Origin of the sequence: Rosettibacter primus, from assembly GCF_036860675.1 — a bacterium.
GTDB lineage: Bacteria > Bacteroidota > Ignavibacteria > Ignavibacteriales > Melioribacteraceae > Rosettibacter > Rosettibacter primus.
Genome location: NZ_JAYKGK010000005.1, coordinates 156,539 through 173,609, shown reverse-complemented (window position 1 = coordinate 173,609; position 17,071 = coordinate 156,539). Strand labels below are relative to the sequence as shown.

The following is a 17,071-nucleotide window of genomic DNA, read 5'->3' as shown; positions in this document are numbered from 1 at the left end:
AATGAGGAATAAATTATTAATAATAGGGATAATACTACTAACATCTGTAGTAATAAAGGGTCAGGAAATTGACAAGGGAAAGATACTCAAAGAATTAAGAAGTGAAGATGAAGTAGTAAGAATAAAAGCAGTAGGAATGGTAATAGAGAATAACATAATAGAAGCATTAGGGATAATAGAAGAAGAATATGATAAACAAGAATTAAGAAATAAACCTTTGTATTTAGAAGCGATGAAAAAACTTGGTTCAAAGAAGATCGAAGAAAAGATAACAGAGTACATAAGAAATATAGAGCAAAAATCGAGAGAAAAAGGAGAAATAATCAGAGAGGGGGAAATGAAAAATATGGTAGAGTGGAATAAAGAATATCTTGAAAGAAAAGATAGAGAAGAACAGAAAAAGTGATGACAATATATTTTATAAAAAAATACTTGACAAAAAAAGAGGACACAGAATAAATTTGTTCAAAAAATAAGAGGGAAAAAGCAGTGGAGGACAAACCAACCAATAAACCAACTTATACAAATAAACCAATAAGACAATCAATCAATCAATCAATTCATTCATTCATTCATTCATTCATATCTCTATAACTAAACATTTAAAAATCATACTATTGATTTTGATAGTTAACAACATATTATTAAATATCACATATTCACAGGTAACGATAAAAGAACGCGTTGAAATAAAGAGAGAAGCAGTTAGTGATTATTATGAAGATTGGAGAGAAATGGAAATAAGAAGTAGTAAAGAAAAAATAGAAGGAGGAGATATAATAAAGTTAGAAGTTGGGTATTATAATTATGAAGGGGAATTTTTACAGTTATATATAAGTCTTTATGTAAATTTTGTAGCAGAATTTAGAGTAGTCTCAGGAGCAGAGTATTGTTTTTTCAGGGATGAAAATGGGGATACAGTTAGAGGGTCTATAAGAATAAATCAGGGAGGATATATAGGAGTAAATTTAGAGATAGAATCAAATTACGACAGTACAAGATATATAAGGGTAGAATTTTCATCTTGTGAGACTGGTTGTATATTAATGGGCAAAAAGGGGGAAAATGTTATTAATCATAATAAAAAAGAGAGTAAAAGAGAAGCAAAAACATTAACAGTAGAATGTCCTCCATTAGCAAATTGCGGAATTTATGGTGTGCCGTCAATAACTCATACAACAGCTGCAATAGAATTTGGTAAGAAGTCTGATTGTTCCTCAGCACCGCAGTGCAAGGGGGAAGTAGAACCTAAGATAAATATAATAAAAATTGAAGAAAGTCATTGTAATGATAATCCAAATGCAGATGGAGTAACAGTATTTTACATAAACAGATTTGAAAATGAGTTTAATTTAAGTGCATGTAACAATAACCAATTAGACAAATGGCAGTTTGAGATAATAACACCCTTAAAATACTCATCTGAAGTATGTTATAGAGAAGGTAAAATTTATTTACGAGATACAAGTGATTTGAAAGCGTTATCAATAGAAGAGCTGTGTAATGCAGAAGCAGATATATCAAACTTTGAGAATGCCCAACATACAGTTTATAAAATAGAAGAGATTATTCGTAGACATGAAGAATTACATGTAGAGCAGAATAAAAATATGTTTAATCAAGCACTATTAGAAACTCAGTTTTATGAAAAGTTTAAGGAGTACAGGTTAACATGTAATGAAATTAACAATGATAATTTAGCCAGATTTATTGCATTACAGGATAATAAACCAATGTTATTGGAACTTTTAGAGAGATTTAAGCAAAAGAAAAAAGATACAGAAGGCAACCCTTATTCAGATAATATTGAAGAAATCCAAAGATGGATTGATAACGAAAGAGATATTAATGATAAGTTAAAAGGTATTATAGAAAAATATTTTGAAGTGATTAAAAAAATTACTAAATGCATCTAAAATAGAGGTCAATATGAAAATAATTAAGTTAGTAATTCATGTTATTATTTTATTAAGTATTAATAATGTATTTGCACAAAGAACACTTACAGAGGAAGAGAAATATAGAATTCTAAATAATCTTGATAGTCTTAACACTACAAAGTATTTAGATGCTATAGATGATGCAATAAGATATAGATTTTACGAAGCAGTAATAAAATTAGAAAATAATTTTTGGAAGTCTCGTACAACATCGAAGCCGCATTTTTTATATGCCTTAAAAGAATTAAAATCCACTAAAGCATATGAATACGCCAAAAAATATCTTGATTCAGTGAACATATATTATGAGAGAGAAGGAAGAGATACGACATATATATATAGTGATAAATCATTTGCCATAGAGATATTATTTGATAAACGAGATTTCAGTTATAGTAATTATGTAATGAATTTAATGTGTTGTGATGAGAATAAATATAGAATTGCGATACCATTATTAACATATATCATAAAGTATGATTCAATAAATTCACAAAGAGCATTGGACTTATTGATTAATACAGCATTAAATTCAAATATTGATAGGTCGCGGTCATCATCAATACATTATTTAGAATGGATACTGGGAGAAAATTCTATACCAATACTAATTGAATCATTAAAGAGAGAAATAAATGAAGGTAATAAAGATAGAATATTATTTTATTATTTTTACAAAAAATACAAGAGTTTAGAAATAAACAAAGCATTAAGAGAACAATTACCGAAAGAAACTTATAAGATAAATAAGAACTGGGAGGCGAGGATATTGCTTAGAAGATATGGTAGTCCAACAGATTATTACATAGTAAAAGAAGTTATGGAGAAGGAAACAAATTTAGAAGTAAAGAATACATTACAGATAGAACTAAAGGATTACCGACCACCTAAACCCGACAGCACCGAAACTCCTTTATCAATGATAGACAGTTTAATCAGTTACAACAATCAATGTTATAATTTGGGTTGGATACAATATTACTGGGTAAGAGACATAAATTATTACCAATTAAACAATGCAAAGATGATGATAAATATGGGCTATCCAATAAGTGCAGAGATAATACTTCAGGCATATGAAAACTGGATAAACACAGTAAAGGGCTTAGGCTGGATAAATGAAGATGCATATAGGTTTTTGTATAATTTTTCAGTTTATTTGAGAGAAAGACTGCGAGTGTAAGAAAGAACAAGAAATAAAAATTAGGAGTAGCTATGGAAAAAAGACTCAACCCCATCATTCCAATATTCCCATATTGGATTATTTCACTAATTTTAATAAGTTCATTAATATATTCACAGCCAATCTACAAGATACCATTTGGGAGCAGAGGGAATGTGATAGAGTTAGAAATAGCGAATGAGACGGGAATAAATTTAGAAAGAGTGAAAGTAGAAATTAAGAGTAAGCCCGAATGGATAAGGATAGAAGAAACAAAGAATGAGATAGAAGAAATAAAAAGCGGAGAAGAAGGAATAGCATTGATAAAATTTACAATAGAAAAGACATCAGAGATAGGGAAAGAAGAAGAGATGAAGTTAATAATAAAGAGTGAAAATAGGACAATAGAAGAGAAAGCAATAAAGATAGAAGCAGAAGCACCAAAGGAATATGTCTTAGAACAGAATTATCCAAATCCATTTAATCCGGTAACAAGAATAGGTTATCAAATACCGGAAGAAGGGAAAGTAGAAATAAAAGTATACGATATATTAGGCAGAGAAATAGAAGTAATAGATGAAGGGAATAAGAAACGCGGATATTACGAAGTTGAATACAACGGAGGAAAACTTTCAAGTGGAATATATATTTACAGTTTAATAGGGAAGGGAATAAGAATTAATAAGAAAATGATGGTAATGAAATGAAGACTTATTGTTGTCAAAAAGATTAGCTTGAGGTAGTAGTTTCTAAATAGTACAAAAAAGTCTCCGCCAAAGGCGGACTGAATGGAGAGGAGCGAAATGAAGAATCTCGATTTTAAATACTTGCAGTGGGCAATTTAAAAATTAAGATGCTTCGCTCCGTTCAGTATGACTAACTATTTTTTGATTTGCAATAACCTGATTTAGCAAACTGATTGTTAAACATGGCAATCATTAATTTTTCAGAGTTCTTTAATTGTAATTAAGCCCGCAAACGATTATGTGATAAAATTTTCAGAGACCATGTGTAAATCGAAGTATAGGAAAAATTTTGTTAATTCTTGAAAGAACTCCTTTATAAAAAGTAATTAGCTTTTCTAAAATAAATTGAGACTGTTTTTTTTATGAGAAATAATGATTCACAAAAAATTATTTTAATATTATCACTTCCTTTATCATTATTAATAATGATAGTGAGCTACTGTGGAATTTTTATTGATGAAACATATATACGGGAAGTAAAATATTATGCTGTTCAGGGAATTGGGCAAGATATTGTTAATTTATTAATTGTTGTTCCTTTACTTATTATAACTTCATTGAGATATACAAAAAGCAAGTCGGCTATGCTAATCTGGAGCGGTGTAATTTTATATTTAATTTACTCATATGCTATTTATTGTTTTTCTATGCACTTTAATTTTCTTTTTTTAGCTTACTGTGTGATACTCGGTTTATCTTTTTATTCATTTGTATATTTTATTTTCTCTCAAATCAATGAAATAAAAATTAACGTTCAGAATTTTGCAATCATTAAAGCAACAAGTGTGTTTTTAATAATTTTAGCTATTCTATTTTATTTTCTATGGCTTTCGGAAATTATTCCTGCTATTATTAAAAATGAAATTCCTAAAAGTATTTTAGAAAATGGAATATTAACCAATCCTGTTCATGTGCTTGACATTTCTATTTTTCTGCCAGCATTTATTATTACTGCAATAATGCTAATAAAGAAAAGAGAAATTGGATATTTGTTAGCTCCCGCAATGTTAATTTTTGGAGTTTTAATGTCAATTGCTATAATAGGAATGGTAATTGTTATGTATCTGAATAAACTAAATTCAGACTTGTTTATAATAACAATCTTTATTTTAATTGCTTTAATTGGTGGAATATTATTAAAGGGCTACTTAAGGAATTTAGAAATCACATATAAAAGATTAGAATAAAAATGAATTCTTTTGAGAAGGTAACCACCAATTGAGCTTAAAAAAATATTACAGATTTTTCGACATAACTTTTAGAGTGAGTTTTTGTAATGTAATTAATATACTCTTCTTCAAAATCAAATAAAGTTTTAGGTAGAAATTTTTTTTGATTAATTCGCCCTTGGCGAATTGATTAATTCTTTGAACTGAGTTAAGAAACGGAGAGCTTCAGATTTAATTTTAGTTTTAGTGCTTTTAGGAGAGCGGTTTCCATTCTAAAAGTAGATGATTTGCTAATAAAGATGGTTTTTTTCAAATAATCAGGATTCTTTAGAATTTTCTTCTAAGATTAAATTTTTCTCACCACTCATTAAAATGCTTTTCAGCTTTTTTATTTGTTACCTGCATTCCTCAGCAAATTTTATCAATGAAAAAATTTTAAACACTCCTACCAAGTTATGTTATTACTATTTTTACAATAATTTGAATGAAAATGTAATTAACAAAATTTTTTATCACTCAAAATAATTTTTCAAGTATTACGAAAATATTGTATTTATTTTTAAGATATGTTATGTAATAAAATTCTTATATATTTTATAAAATACTTTTATAATTTTTAGTTGTTGAAAAAAATATTACTGTTAACTTTCTCTAACTACAATATGGATGCTGCACTTGTAGAAGAAATTAATCAACTTGTTCTTGATTATAATAAAAGTAATAATCCAAGACTACTTGATGAAATTCAAATCAGGTTAAAGCTTTTGGAATATCAGTCGTGGTTATTAAAGTACAAATTAAGGATAATCGAAAATCCAAATTCAAGTGAGATACAGGAGAGATTTTCTCAATACGAAAGGTTGTTTGGTCATTATAATGCATACACAAAATATCATTTAATCATACCATTAATGTTGTATTTGCTTGTTCATCACAAAGAAAATAAACCTGCCTTAGAAACCTCATTAAGTTTTATGAATGACTGCAAAGAATTTTTAAAAGAAGGTGATTTTGCCAAGACAAAAACAGGTGTCCAGAGATTTATAACAAATACAAGATTTGCATCACTTGAATTAAGAAGGTTTGGATTATTACGTTCTGATGCTAAACATTATTATCACACATGGGAGCTGTCACTATTCGGGATTTTAATAGCAGGTTCAATATACTTCGATTATAGATATTTAATGAGGGATTATTTATTCAAAGATGTAGTTCACAAAGAAAAAGCTTATCAATTTTTTCAAGAAGTCTTAAATAAATACACTAAGCAATTGTACGAGCGTAACAAAATACGCAGAATACTTGAGAGTATATTAGATGATAGTGTTATAGCAGAATTTTTAGGATTATATGAAAAAAGATTTTTAGAATTTGTCAGAGCAATAGAACTTGTTACTGAAAAAGGATATAAACCAGCAGAAGGACATACAAAAGAGCTAATTAATATGCTTAACAGTATAAATGCAGACAGAGAAATAACAAAACTTGCAAACTCAATAATTTTGAAAAAGGATATTGAAGTAAATATGAAAGATATTTTTAAAATTATTAATCCAATAAACAGGGAATAATTATGACAAAAGAAGAATTATTAAACAAAGCAATGTTAATTGCTTTTGAAGCACACAAAAAACAGGTTGATAAAAATGGTCAACCATATGTTGGACATATTTTTCGAGTAATGAATATGGGTAAAACAATGGACGAAAAGATATGCGGAGTTCTGCACGATATTGTAGAAGATACAGATTGGACATTTGAAAAGCTAGAAGCAGAGGGTTTCCCACAGCATATTATTGATGCATTGAAATGCTTGACAAAATTGAGTGAGGATGAACCTTATGAGGATTTTATTAACAGAGTACGTACAAGTGATTTAGCAAAGCGAGTTAAGATAAACGATTTATCAGATAACCTTGATGTTAAAAGATACAATGAATTGGCCGAAAGGGAATTAAATAGACTAAATAAATATTTACATTGGTATAAAGTTCTCGTAAATAATGGATAAAACAAAAATTTTATAATAAAATCAGCGTTCTAAAAAGTGTGTAAGATATAATAAAGAAAGAGGGATTAAACCCTCGTAAATTTGTAAAAACAAAAAGTGAGCAGCCATCCTTTTGAGAGAAGAGGAACTTATTATTAGTTGATTTTAGAATAAATTTAGATAGAAGAAATAATGTTTTTGGTTTTATTAATCAGTATTTAGTAATGACTCTGTAGTGATATTTTGTACTTTACACATTTTTAAGAAAGTTATTATGAGTTTTTAGTGGTTCTGATTTGTAGATAATTTCTAATTCATTTTTTAATTTTATTAATACATTCAAATAATCTAAATAAAGTTTATGAATGATTTCCGTGAGGGTAGAGAACTAAAACTTGCTAAAAAATTTTATTATGTTATATGCCAAATCAATTTATAACAAATACTGAAAAACTACTTTCAGAAGTTTTTAATAATATCCTTCCTTCAGCAAAATCTTTGTATTTCCTTGTAGGCTACTTTTATTTCTCAGGATTTGAAGAAATATATAAAAATATTCAGGATAAGTCTATTAAACTTCTTATTGGACTTGATGCTGAAAAAGATATTTTTAATAAAATAAAAGAATTTGAAATTATAGACCAAGTAAATCAATCACGTGGGGAAGTGAGAAAAAAATTTAATCAGAATTTTGTTACAATATTTAACGATACAGACTATTTTGATTCCACTCAAAAACAAGAAGCTTTCAGAATCTTTATAGAAAAAATTAAAAATGGTACACTCGAAATAAGAAAAACACTTAGACCAAATCACGCCAAGCTTTATTTATTTGAAAACAAAGATGAATTCTCTCAAGGCGGTGAATTTCCTGGAACATTAATTACCGGTTCAAGTAATCTTAGTCGTGCAGGATTAAAAGGTCAACACGAAATAAATGTTGTGTTCAGAGATGAACATTTTCAGGAAGGACTTGATTTATTCAATAAGTTGTGGAGTGATTCAATTCTAATTGTTGATAAAGATAATTACAACGAATTTCATAAAGAAGTTATTGAGAAAATCTGGATAGATAAATTACCCAGCCCTTATTTGCTTTATCTCAGAGTTTTAATTGAATATTTTACAATTGCAAAGCGTGGTACAATCGCATTTCCGTCTGATATAACAGGAGAGAAATTTAAGAACTTAAAATATCAGATTGATGCTGTAAACCGAGCAATAAATATTCTGGAGCAGCATAATGGAGTTATAATTGCTGATGTTGTTGGACTTGGCAAGAGCATAATTGCCTCTGCAATTGCTTTTAATATGAAACTCAAAACTATAATTATCGCACCACCTCATTTAATACCGCAGTGGAACGATTACTCTTATGAATTTAACTTCCGAACAAAAATTTATTCAAGCGGAAAAATTCAACAAGCACTCGAAGAAAATAATGACGATGAGCAAAAACTAATAATCATTGATGAGGCACATAAATACAGAAATGAAAATACACAAGACTATGCAATGCTTCATCAGCTTTGTCAAAAGAATAAAGTGATCCTTCTTTCTGCAACTCCATTCAACAACCGTCCGCAAGATATTTTTGCATTAATCAGACTTTTCCAGATAACCGCCAAATCAACAATCAGAACGGTTGATAATTTAAGTTACCAGTTCAGAGAGATGATAAAAGAATTTAAGAAACTAAAAGAAAGTCAAAAGAAGAAAACAAAATCAGAAGCACAAATAAAAAATGAAATTGAAATACTTGCGGACAAAATAAGAGATATTCTTTCGCCGGTAATAATTCGACGTTCACGCATTGATCTTGAGCTGATTGATGAATACAAAGAAGATTTGGAGCGTCAGAAAATTTCTTTCCCAAAAGTTAATGATCCGGTTGTGCTCGAATACAAGCTTGGTAATTTGACTGAATTATATATAAACACATTTTATAAAATCGCACCTCAGGAAGAAGGAAAAGGATTTATCGGTGCTCGCTATATGCCGGCTAATTACATAAAAAATATTGAAAAGTATAAAGAGAAAATTTCTGAAGAGATTGATGATGTAAATTTATTCAAACAAGCCCAGCGAAACTTAGCTGACTTTATGAAACACTTACTTGTGCGTCGTTTTGAAAGTTCGATGGAAGCATTTGCAAAAAGTCTTGATTCAATGATTCAATCTTCTGAGTATATCAAAGAATGGTACGAACGGCTTGGTAAAGTTCCTATTTATAAAAAAGGAAATCTTCCTTCCATTGAAGAACTTTTTAATCTGGAAAGCGAAGAAGCAGAAATAGATTTGAAAGAGATTAACTTTGAAGAGCAACTTGCTTCTTATACAGAAAAGGGACTTTTCCTTATTGACAAAAAAGAACTAAGTATAAATTTCATTCGCGATCTCGAAAAAGATATCAGCTTGTTGAAAGAAATCAGAAATGATTGGTTTGCTAATGGTTATCCGGATGATCCAAAGCTCAATGATTTTAAGATAATTCTGAAAAATAAACACAAAGAAATGCCTTCATGCAAAATTGTTGTCTTTACCGAATTCAGTGATACAGCAGATTATCTATATAAACAATTAAAAGATGATTTCAGGGTTTTCAAATATTCTTCTAAAGATGCTTCACTAACAAACAAAGAAATTATCAGAAGAAATTTTGATGCTGGCATTAGTGAAAGTCTTATGCAAAATGATTATGATATCCTTATTGCAACCGATGCAATATCAGAAGGATTTAATCTTCATCGTGCGGGAATAATTTTTAATTACGATATTCCTTACAATCCAACGAGAGTTATTCAAAGAGTTGGAAGAATCAACCGTATCAACAAAAAAGTTTTTGATGAGTTATTTATATATAATTTTTTTCCATCAGCTGAAGGACAGCAGCATACTTTTGTTACACAAATTGCAACTCTTAAACTTGCAATGATACAAGCACTCATTGGCGAAGACACAAAAGTTCTAACTACCGATGAAGAACTTCGCTCATTTTTTGTTGAACGATTTCGTGAAGAATTGAAAGAGCAGGAAGCTAAGGAATCCTGGGATGCAAAGTTTTTAAATGAATTAAATCGAATTAAATCTTCAAATCCGGAACTTTACCGTCAAGCATTAGAACTGCCAAGAAGAATCAGAATTAAACGAACAAAAACTTTTGAAAAAAAAGGAGTTATTGTTTTTGGTAAGAAAGGCACAGATTATATTTTCAAACTTGGTACTTCATCTACAGAATGTCACACATTGCATTCAAGAGATGCAATCCAACTATTCAAATCAGAATTTGATGAGGAAGCAAAACCAGTAAGCAATGAATTTGAAGCAATCTATCAAAACGTGAAAGCGAATTTGTTTACAAAGAAAAATGAAGTTGCACTTGATAAAGGAAAACGAGAGACAATTGATAAACTTCGCTTTTTAATTGATAATAAAATTGGTAATCAGGATTATCTGAAAGATCTTCTTTTTGTCGTTGCTGAACTTGATTCTTTGCCAGAATTATATCATAGACAGATAAGAAAGATTAGTGTAAAGACAATTGAACGAGATTTAAAGAAACTTATGGAAGAAATTCCACATAGTTATTTGATGGATATAATTAAAAAAGCAGAATTGATTGATGAAGCAGAAGAGAACTTAATATTAGCAGAGGAGTTGACCTCTCCCTAAATCCCTCTCCTTAGAAAGGAGAGGGACTTTTTAAAAACCCCTCTCCTAATTTAGGAGAGGGGCAGGGGTGAGGTCGAAAATGATTATTATGACAAAACACTATAACAAACCAGAACTAAAACAAACTCGACGTGATTTGCGTAAACAACAAACTCACTGTGAAAAAATTGTATGGATGTATCTTCGTAATAGACAACTTCTCGGATACAAATTTAGACGTCAGTATTCCATTGATCATTATGTTATAGATTTTTACTGTCCTAAACTAAAACTTGCTGTTGAAATTGATGGTGATTATCACGAAAAGCCAGAACAAAAAATTTATGATAAAGAACGACAGAGTTATTTAGAAAATTTTGGGATTACTTTTGTAAGAATAAAAAATGAAGAACTGCTTGGAAATCCTAATTTGGCTTTTGAGAGGATTGAGCAGGCAGTAAAAAAGTTGACCTCTCCCTAAATCCCTCTGCTTAATAAGGAGAGGCACTTTTTAAAACCCCTCTCCTAATTTATGAGAGGAGCAGGGGTGAGGTCGAAAAACAGAACAAATGTCAAACTGTGGAACATATATGAACTTCAACAATCCATATTCGCGGGAAGCGTACAAAGATTTTTTTCAGAATCAGTTTTTAACTGATGATTTCAAAATCTCCGAAGAGAAACTTTCATTTGAATTTACTCCGCAATACTTAAAAAGTGCATTTGTTATTGGAGAGGATAAATCTCTTGAAATAAAAGTACTCGAAGTCTTGCACGATTCTGAAAATGACCCGCGTGTTGGTTTGTCAAAAGATATTTTTCGTTTGATGTCATCTTATGGATACAAGAGAGCGCTTGTTCTGCTTCATTCATGTAAATCAGAAAACTATCGTCTATCGCTTGCGACAATTGAACTTTCACTTGAAGGGAGTAAGGTAAAGAAAGAATATTCCAATCCACGTAGATACTCTTTCTTTCTTGGTCCGAATGCAAAAGTAAAAACACCTTATAATTTTCTTGTCAGTAAAGGAAGAGTAAGAGATTATGAAGATTTGAGAAACCGATTCTCTATTGAAGCTGTTACTGATGATTTTTATAATGAATTTAAACCAAACTTTGATAGACTTTCTGAAAGTGTAGTTGGTTCAAAAGATAAACAACTAAAACAAGATTTTGCTTTGCTATTTATTATCAGAACAATATTTCTTGGTTTTGTTCAAAAGAAACTATGGTTAAATAAAGATGAAAATTTTATTCTAAATTTTTGGAAAGAGTATAAAGAAAAATATTATGGTAAGAACTTATTTTATTCTGAATGGTTAAGAACGTTATTCTTTGAATCACTAAATAATCCTCCAGGTAAAAAAATTTTTAGTCGCTCAACTCCTTTTTCTGAAAAAACATTGCTGGCTCTACAAATGGCTCCTTATCTCAATGGTGAACTTTTTAAGGGAAAGATTGGATTTGATGACCAAGATTTGATAATACCTGATAAAGCAATCGAACAGTTTTTGGAATTTCTATTTTCTTACAATTTTACTATAGAAGAAAATACACTTTATGACAAGGATTTAGAATTAAACCCAGAGTTCTTGGGTATTATCTTCGAACGACTTGTTAATAAAGAAGACGGCGCAGTCTATACACCAAGAACAGAAGTTGATTTTATGTGTAGAATTGCTCTTGTTAAGTGGCTTCAAAAAACTTCGGATGTCCCTAAGAAAAAACTTTATCATCTATTTTTTGATAAACACGACGAACAAATTGTTGAGATGCTTAATGAAAATGAAAAAGAAGAAATATTAAATTTGTTGAAAAATGTAACCATTTGCGACCCAGCTGCAGGTTCAGGTGCTTTTCTTGTTGGAATGTTACAGGTATTAGATGAAACTATGTATTTATTATCAAAAGAAAAAAGAGAAAATACTTTTGAACAAAAAAAAGAAATAATTAGTCGTTCTTTGTATGGTGTTGAAGTAAAAGCATGGGCTGTTTGGATTTGTCAGCTTCGTTTGTGGCTTTCTCTTTTTATTGATATGCCAGATGAACTTAGCAAATCATTTGAACCTCTTTTGCCTAACCTTGAATTCAAAATCCGAAGAGGAGATTCTATTGTTCAGAAAATAGGTGATAAAATATTTCCAGTAGATAGCCAAGCTAATATTTCAAGTTCAATCAAAAGAAAAATTACAGAACTTAAAAAAGAAAAAAGTGATTTCTTTTACGGAAGCAAAAGAGCAAGGGCAAATTTAATCAGAAAAAAAGAAAATGACATCTTCAAAGAAATTATTCAAGAACAAATAATCGAAAAGAAACAAATAATCGAAAAGAAAAAAAACTTAAAATTATTTGGTGGTTATGAACCGATTGAAGATATTTTTGGTAATGTTTTACAAAGCACAGAATTAGAAATGGACAATAAAAAGAAAGAACAGATAAAAAAAGAAATTTCTGCGCTTCAAGATGAGATAAAATCATTCAAAGATGAACATCCATTTATTTGGAACATTGAGTTTGCTGAAATATTCTATGATAAAAAAGGGTTTGATATTATTATTGGAAACCCACCTTATGTAAGACAAGAACAAATTTCTGACCCAAATGGAAAAAACACAAAAACTGAATATAAAGAACTTCTTCGAAAAACAATTTATGAAGAATATCCAGATTATTTTTATACAAATAAACAAAAGTCAAAACTAAAAATTAAAATTGATGGCAAATCAGATTTATATACTTTCTTTTATCTGAAATCCTTGAAGCTATTAAATGAGAAAGGAGTGCTTACATTTATTTGTTCCAACTCTTGGCTTGATGTTGGCTATGGAAAATGGTTGCAGCAATTTATTCTGGAAAATACAAAACTTCACTTTGTAATTGACAACCACGCAAAACGCTCTTTTGCAAGTGCAGATGTTAATACAATAATTACTGTTTTAGATGCACCTAAAAATGAAATAGATGAAAAACACAAAGTAAAATTTATTGTTTTCAAAAAACCATTTGAAGAAGTGCTGAACACTGAAAACTTACTCTTAAACGAGTATGCTGAAACTATAACTAAAGATGATGATTTTAGAGTTTATCCGATTACATACAAAGAACTGAAGGAAGCCGGCACCGTTTACGAAGATGAAAACGATGAGAAACTTGGCAATGGAATTTATGAAGGCGATAAATGGGGTGGAAAATACTTACGAGCACCGGATATTTTCTTTACTATTCTTGAAAAAGGCAAAGATAAACTTGTAAGACTTGGGGATATTGCTGAAGTAAGATTTGGAATTAAAACCGGGGCAAATGAATTTTTCTATCTTGATGACGAAAAAATTAAAAAGTGGGGAATTGAAGAAGAGTTTTTAAAACCAGTGATTAAGAGTCCAAGGGAATTAAGTTTTATATCAATAAGAAAAACCGATTTAGTTTCAAAAGTTTTTATATGTAATAAATCAAAGAAGCAATTAAAAGATGACAAAAAATTAAAAGCACTTAAATACATCGAATGGGGAGAACAACAAGGTTATCACTTAAGACCAACTTGTAAATCCCGAGATCAATGGTGGTCATTAAATGAAATATTTGCGCCGCTTCTTTCAAAACGATTCGTAGATGTTAAATTTTCATTCTTTATAAATCCTAATAATTATTTTATTGGGGATACTTTCTTTGTAATAAATTCCTCTGAATGGTATGAACTAGCTGCATACTTAAATTCAGCTCTAAGTAGTTTTTTTGTAGAATTTATTGGTAGAAAAAATATGGGTGAAGGTGTTCTATTAATGTATGGGCCAGAAATTTCAAAACTTTTAGTTATGAAACCAGAAATTGATAAATATACTAAAGATAAATTAACTGATGCTTTCAAAAATCTTTTAAAGAGATTACCATTGCCAATCTTTGAGGAGCTTGGTTTCGACAAAACCAAACCAATTCGCTCGCAAAAGCCAAATCCATTGCCAGACAGAAAAGCACTCGATGATATTATCTTCGATGCACTTGGTTTAACCCAAGCAGAGCGTGAAGAAGTTTATTACTCAGTTTGTGAGCTTGTGCAAAATAGATTGAACAAAGCGAGGAGTGTGTGAAACACTATGAAAAAATATAGAATTTATATTGACGAAGTAGGTAACAATGATCTTGAAAGTTCTGATAATCCCAATCATCGTTATCTAAGTCTAACCGGTTTGATTTTTGAATTAAATTATGTAAAAGATGTTGTAACTCCAGCATTGGAGAAATTAAAGCAAAAATATTTTCCATATCACCCTGATGAGCCAGTGATACTCCATAGAAAAGAACTGGTAAATAAAAAATTTCCTTTCGATTCACTCAAAGACAAAATAATAGAAGAAAATTTCAATTCTGAATTCATCCAGTTATTAAAGGATTTAGATTATTTAGTGGTTTCTGTTCTAATAGATAAAAAAGAGCATAAATTAAAATACCAAACGTGGAAATATGATCCTTATCATTACTGTATGGAAATATTAATAGAGAGATTTTTCTTTTTTCTTGAATCAGTTGATTCTGTCGGTGATGTGATGGTTGAATCTCGCGGCGGTAAAGAAGATATGAGATTAAAAAAGTCATATTCAAAAATATTTCAAAATGGTACCCAGTTTATAGAATCAGAGAGATTACAAAAGCGACTGACGAGCAAGGAATTAAAAGTAAAACCCAAAATGTTAAATATAGCTTGTTTACAATTAACCGATTTAATAGCACATCCATCACGAAGATTTATGTTTAGGAAATACGATATAAATGAAGGGAAAGAATTTGTATTTGGGGATAAGATTATTTCAGTTATTGAGGAAAAATATTATAGAGGAAAATCTGGTGTCATAGAAGGATATGGTATAAAGCTTTTGCCATAAAAAGAAAAACCCCGATTGCTCGGGGCAAAGGCTCTTGCGTCCTTCCACCTCCAGATGAACTGGATTGTTACAAATATAATATTTTTTTATACAATATCAAAAATTTTTTATGAGGTTATTTAATTGAATAACGTTCTTAAAATTGTGTAAAGGCCAAAATATCATTGAAAGAGGCATTCCCAAGTAATTGATTAATAAAATCAAACACAAAGAACAATATTTTATTTAGACTAGACTTATTCTCAAAGCAACCAATAATATTAGTTCTTCTGCGTACTTCTCTAAACATTCTCTCTATTGGTGTTGTTGTATTAATTAAATGATAAAGTTGAACATCTAAAGAGAATTTAGTTTTTATTAATTCATCATTCTTAAAAACTCTGACAACTTCTGTCTCCTTGTTTTTATATTTATTTATAAACTCTTTCCTCCTTGTCAAATACTCTTGATAACTTAATGACTTAAAAACTTTTGAGGCATCACTTAGTATCTCTGATTTTTTCTCTTTATTGCTAATAACATTTTTTATGTTTTGCAATTTATGAAAAATACAATCTTGCTGTTTAACTTTATCCCCAAATATTTTATCCAATGCATTTTTTATTGCCAAATCTCCGTCGTGAACTATTACATCAATTGCATTTGTCTGCAAACCTCTATTAATTAAAGAAGTTATAAATCTCTCGTAAGTCCATTGATTTTCACTTCTTGCTGTCATAAAATCTATTACTTCTTTTTTTCCCGTCCGCTTATCTAATCCTAAAGCCACTAAAACACAAAAATTCTTCCCTTTTTGAGTTTTTTGCAAACCATTAGTGCCTTTCAGAGGAAAGTATATCCCATCTATCCAAATAATTGAATAACTCTTCTGAATTTTCCTTTGATGGAATTCTTCTGCTGCTTGCATTAGAGTATTGCTTATTTTATTTATCGTTGATATTGACATTGTGTTATCTCCATAAAGATGACCCACCATTCGTCTGATGTCTCGATAACTTTCTCCCTGGACAAATAATTTTATTATCGTTTCCTCTACATCTCTCCATCTCCTTTGCCACGGCCTAAATATTAAGTTATGAAATCTAACCCCTCGATATCTAGGCACTTTTAGATTTTCTATTAAACCGTAACTTGTTAATAAACTCCTTTGATAATAACCATTGCGCTGCCAACTTTTCTTTATTTTTAATCCTTCTCTTTTCGTTTCAAATTCTATATTTAATATTGTCTCTAATGTAAGTTTGATAAAATTTTTTACTCTATCTTCTATTAACTCCATTAACCCTTTATTTGTTTTTATATTTTTCTTAATTTCCTCTGTGTTTATTTGAGTTATTAGTTCCATAGGCATTTATCCTCTTCCGAAGGAATGGATTACCATTTTTTGTTTTTACAAATTTACGAGGGTAAATGCCTCTTTCTTTTATTATACCTTACACACTTTTTAGAACGCTATTTTTAATTGTACTATCATTAAAAACCTTAATACCTGATTGACATAATGATTTATCTTAAATATCGTTCCGACAAACT

General features: G+C 29.7%; 12 protein-coding genes. 11 read left to right on the top strand and 1 reads right to left on the bottom strand.

Going from position 1 to position 17,071, the window contains the following annotated elements; all coding sequences use genetic code 11:
* The first annotated feature begins 1 nt into the window (after position 1).
* The 11 genes from VJY32_RS08335 to VJY32_RS08285 all read left to right on the top strand — a co-directional run bounded on the left by VJY32_RS08335 (position 2) and on the right by VJY32_RS08285 (position 15,538).
* Positions 2-406: a hypothetical protein gene (locus VJY32_RS08335; RefSeq protein ID WP_353677452.1), complete on the top strand. Its 405-nt coding sequence runs from the start codon at positions 2-4 to the stop codon at positions 404-406.
* A 217-nt stretch (positions 407-623) separates the two neighbouring features.
* A complete protein-coding gene (locus VJY32_RS08330) occupies positions 624-1,916 on the top strand; it encodes a hypothetical protein (protein ID WP_353677451.1) in 1,293 nt (430 codons plus the stop codon).
* A gap of 13 nt (positions 1,917-1,929) precedes the next feature.
* A complete protein-coding gene (locus VJY32_RS08325) occupies positions 1,930-3,123 on the top strand; it encodes a hypothetical protein (protein ID WP_353677450.1) in 1,194 nt (397 codons plus the stop codon).
* 32 nt (positions 3,124-3,155) lie between these two features.
* Complete coding sequence (locus tag VJY32_RS08320; protein ID WP_353677449.1) at positions 3,156-3,809, top strand: T9SS type A sorting domain-containing protein; 654 nt, start codon at positions 3,156-3,158, stop codon at positions 3,807-3,809.
* 401 nt (positions 3,810-4,210) lie between these two features.
* A complete protein-coding gene (locus VJY32_RS08315; RefSeq protein ID WP_353677448.1) occupies positions 4,211-5,035 on the top strand; it encodes a hypothetical protein in 825 nt (274 codons plus the stop codon).
* Between the two features lie 605 nt (positions 5,036-5,640).
* On the top strand, positions 5,641-6,591 hold the full coding sequence (locus VJY32_RS08310; protein ID WP_353677447.1) for a hypothetical protein: 951 nt from the start codon (positions 5,641-5,643) through the stop codon (positions 6,589-6,591).
* 2 nt (positions 6,592-6,593) lie between these two features.
* A complete protein-coding gene (locus VJY32_RS08305) occupies positions 6,594-7,031 on the top strand; it encodes a phosphohydrolase (protein ID WP_353677446.1) in 438 nt (145 codons plus the stop codon).
* A gap of 399 nt (positions 7,032-7,430) precedes the next feature.
* Complete coding sequence (locus tag VJY32_RS08300) at positions 7,431-10,682, top strand: helicase-related protein (RefSeq protein WP_353677445.1); 3,252 nt, start codon at positions 7,431-7,433, stop codon at positions 10,680-10,682.
* 79 nt (positions 10,683-10,761) lie between these two features.
* Positions 10,762-11,142 carry an endonuclease domain-containing protein gene (locus VJY32_RS08295; protein ID WP_353677444.1) on the top strand — a complete coding sequence of 127 codons (381 nt, stop codon included), beginning with the start codon at positions 10,762-10,764 and terminating at the stop codon, positions 11,140-11,142.
* Positions 11,143-11,251: 109 nt separating this feature from the next.
* Positions 11,252-14,746: an Eco57I restriction-modification methylase domain-containing protein gene (locus tag VJY32_RS08290; protein WP_353677443.1), complete on the top strand. Its 3,495-nt coding sequence runs from the start codon at positions 11,252-11,254 to the stop codon at positions 14,744-14,746.
* 6 nt (positions 14,747-14,752) lie between these two features.
* Positions 14,753-15,538, top strand: coding sequence for a DUF3800 domain-containing protein (locus tag VJY32_RS08285; RefSeq protein ID WP_353677442.1), 786 nt, complete (start codon positions 14,753-14,755; stop codon positions 15,536-15,538).
* A 136-nt stretch (positions 15,539-15,674) separates the two neighbouring features.
* On the opposite strand, the gene VJY32_RS08280 is transcribed toward VJY32_RS08285, so the two are convergent.
* Positions 15,675-16,889 carry an IS256 family transposase gene (locus tag VJY32_RS08280; RefSeq protein ID WP_353677441.1) on the bottom strand — a complete coding sequence of 405 codons (1,215 nt, stop codon included), beginning with the start codon at positions 16,887-16,889 and terminating at the stop codon, positions 15,675-15,677.
* Positions 16,890-17,071: the final 182 nt, after the last annotated feature.

Bases quoted from the DNA above. Each gene is read 5' to 3' on its own strand.
- VJY32_RS08295 (WP_353677444.1), top strand. From the start codon at position 10,762: ATGATTATTATGACAAAACACTATAACAAACCAGAACTAAAACAAACT.
- VJY32_RS08325 (WP_353677450.1), top strand. From the start codon at position 1,930: ATGAAAATAATTAAGTTAGTAATTCATGTTATTATTTTATTAAGTATT.
- VJY32_RS08335 (WP_353677452.1), top strand. From the start codon at position 2: ATGAGGAATAAATTATTAATAATAGGGATAATACTACTAACATCTGTA.
- VJY32_RS08320 (WP_353677449.1), top strand. From the start codon at position 3,156: ATGGAAAAAAGACTCAACCCCATCATTCCAATATTCCCATATTGGATT.
- VJY32_RS08305 (WP_353677446.1), top strand. From the start codon at position 6,594: ATGACAAAAGAAGAATTATTAAACAAAGCAATGTTAATTGCTTTTGAA.
- VJY32_RS08315 (WP_353677448.1), top strand. From the start codon at position 4,211: ATGAGAAATAATGATTCACAAAAAATTATTTTAATATTATCACTTCCT.
- VJY32_RS08300 (WP_353677445.1), top strand. From the start codon at position 7,431: ATGCCAAATCAATTTATAACAAATACTGAAAAACTACTTTCAGAAGTT.
- VJY32_RS08285 (WP_353677442.1), top strand. From the start codon at position 14,753: ATGAAAAAATATAGAATTTATATTGACGAAGTAGGTAACAATGATCTT.
- VJY32_RS08290 (WP_353677443.1), top strand. From the start codon at position 11,252: ATGAACTTCAACAATCCATATTCGCGGGAAGCGTACAAAGATTTTTTT.
- VJY32_RS08280 (WP_353677441.1), bottom strand. From the start codon at position 16,889: ATGCCTATGGAACTAATAACTCAAATAAACACAGAGGAAATTAAGAAA.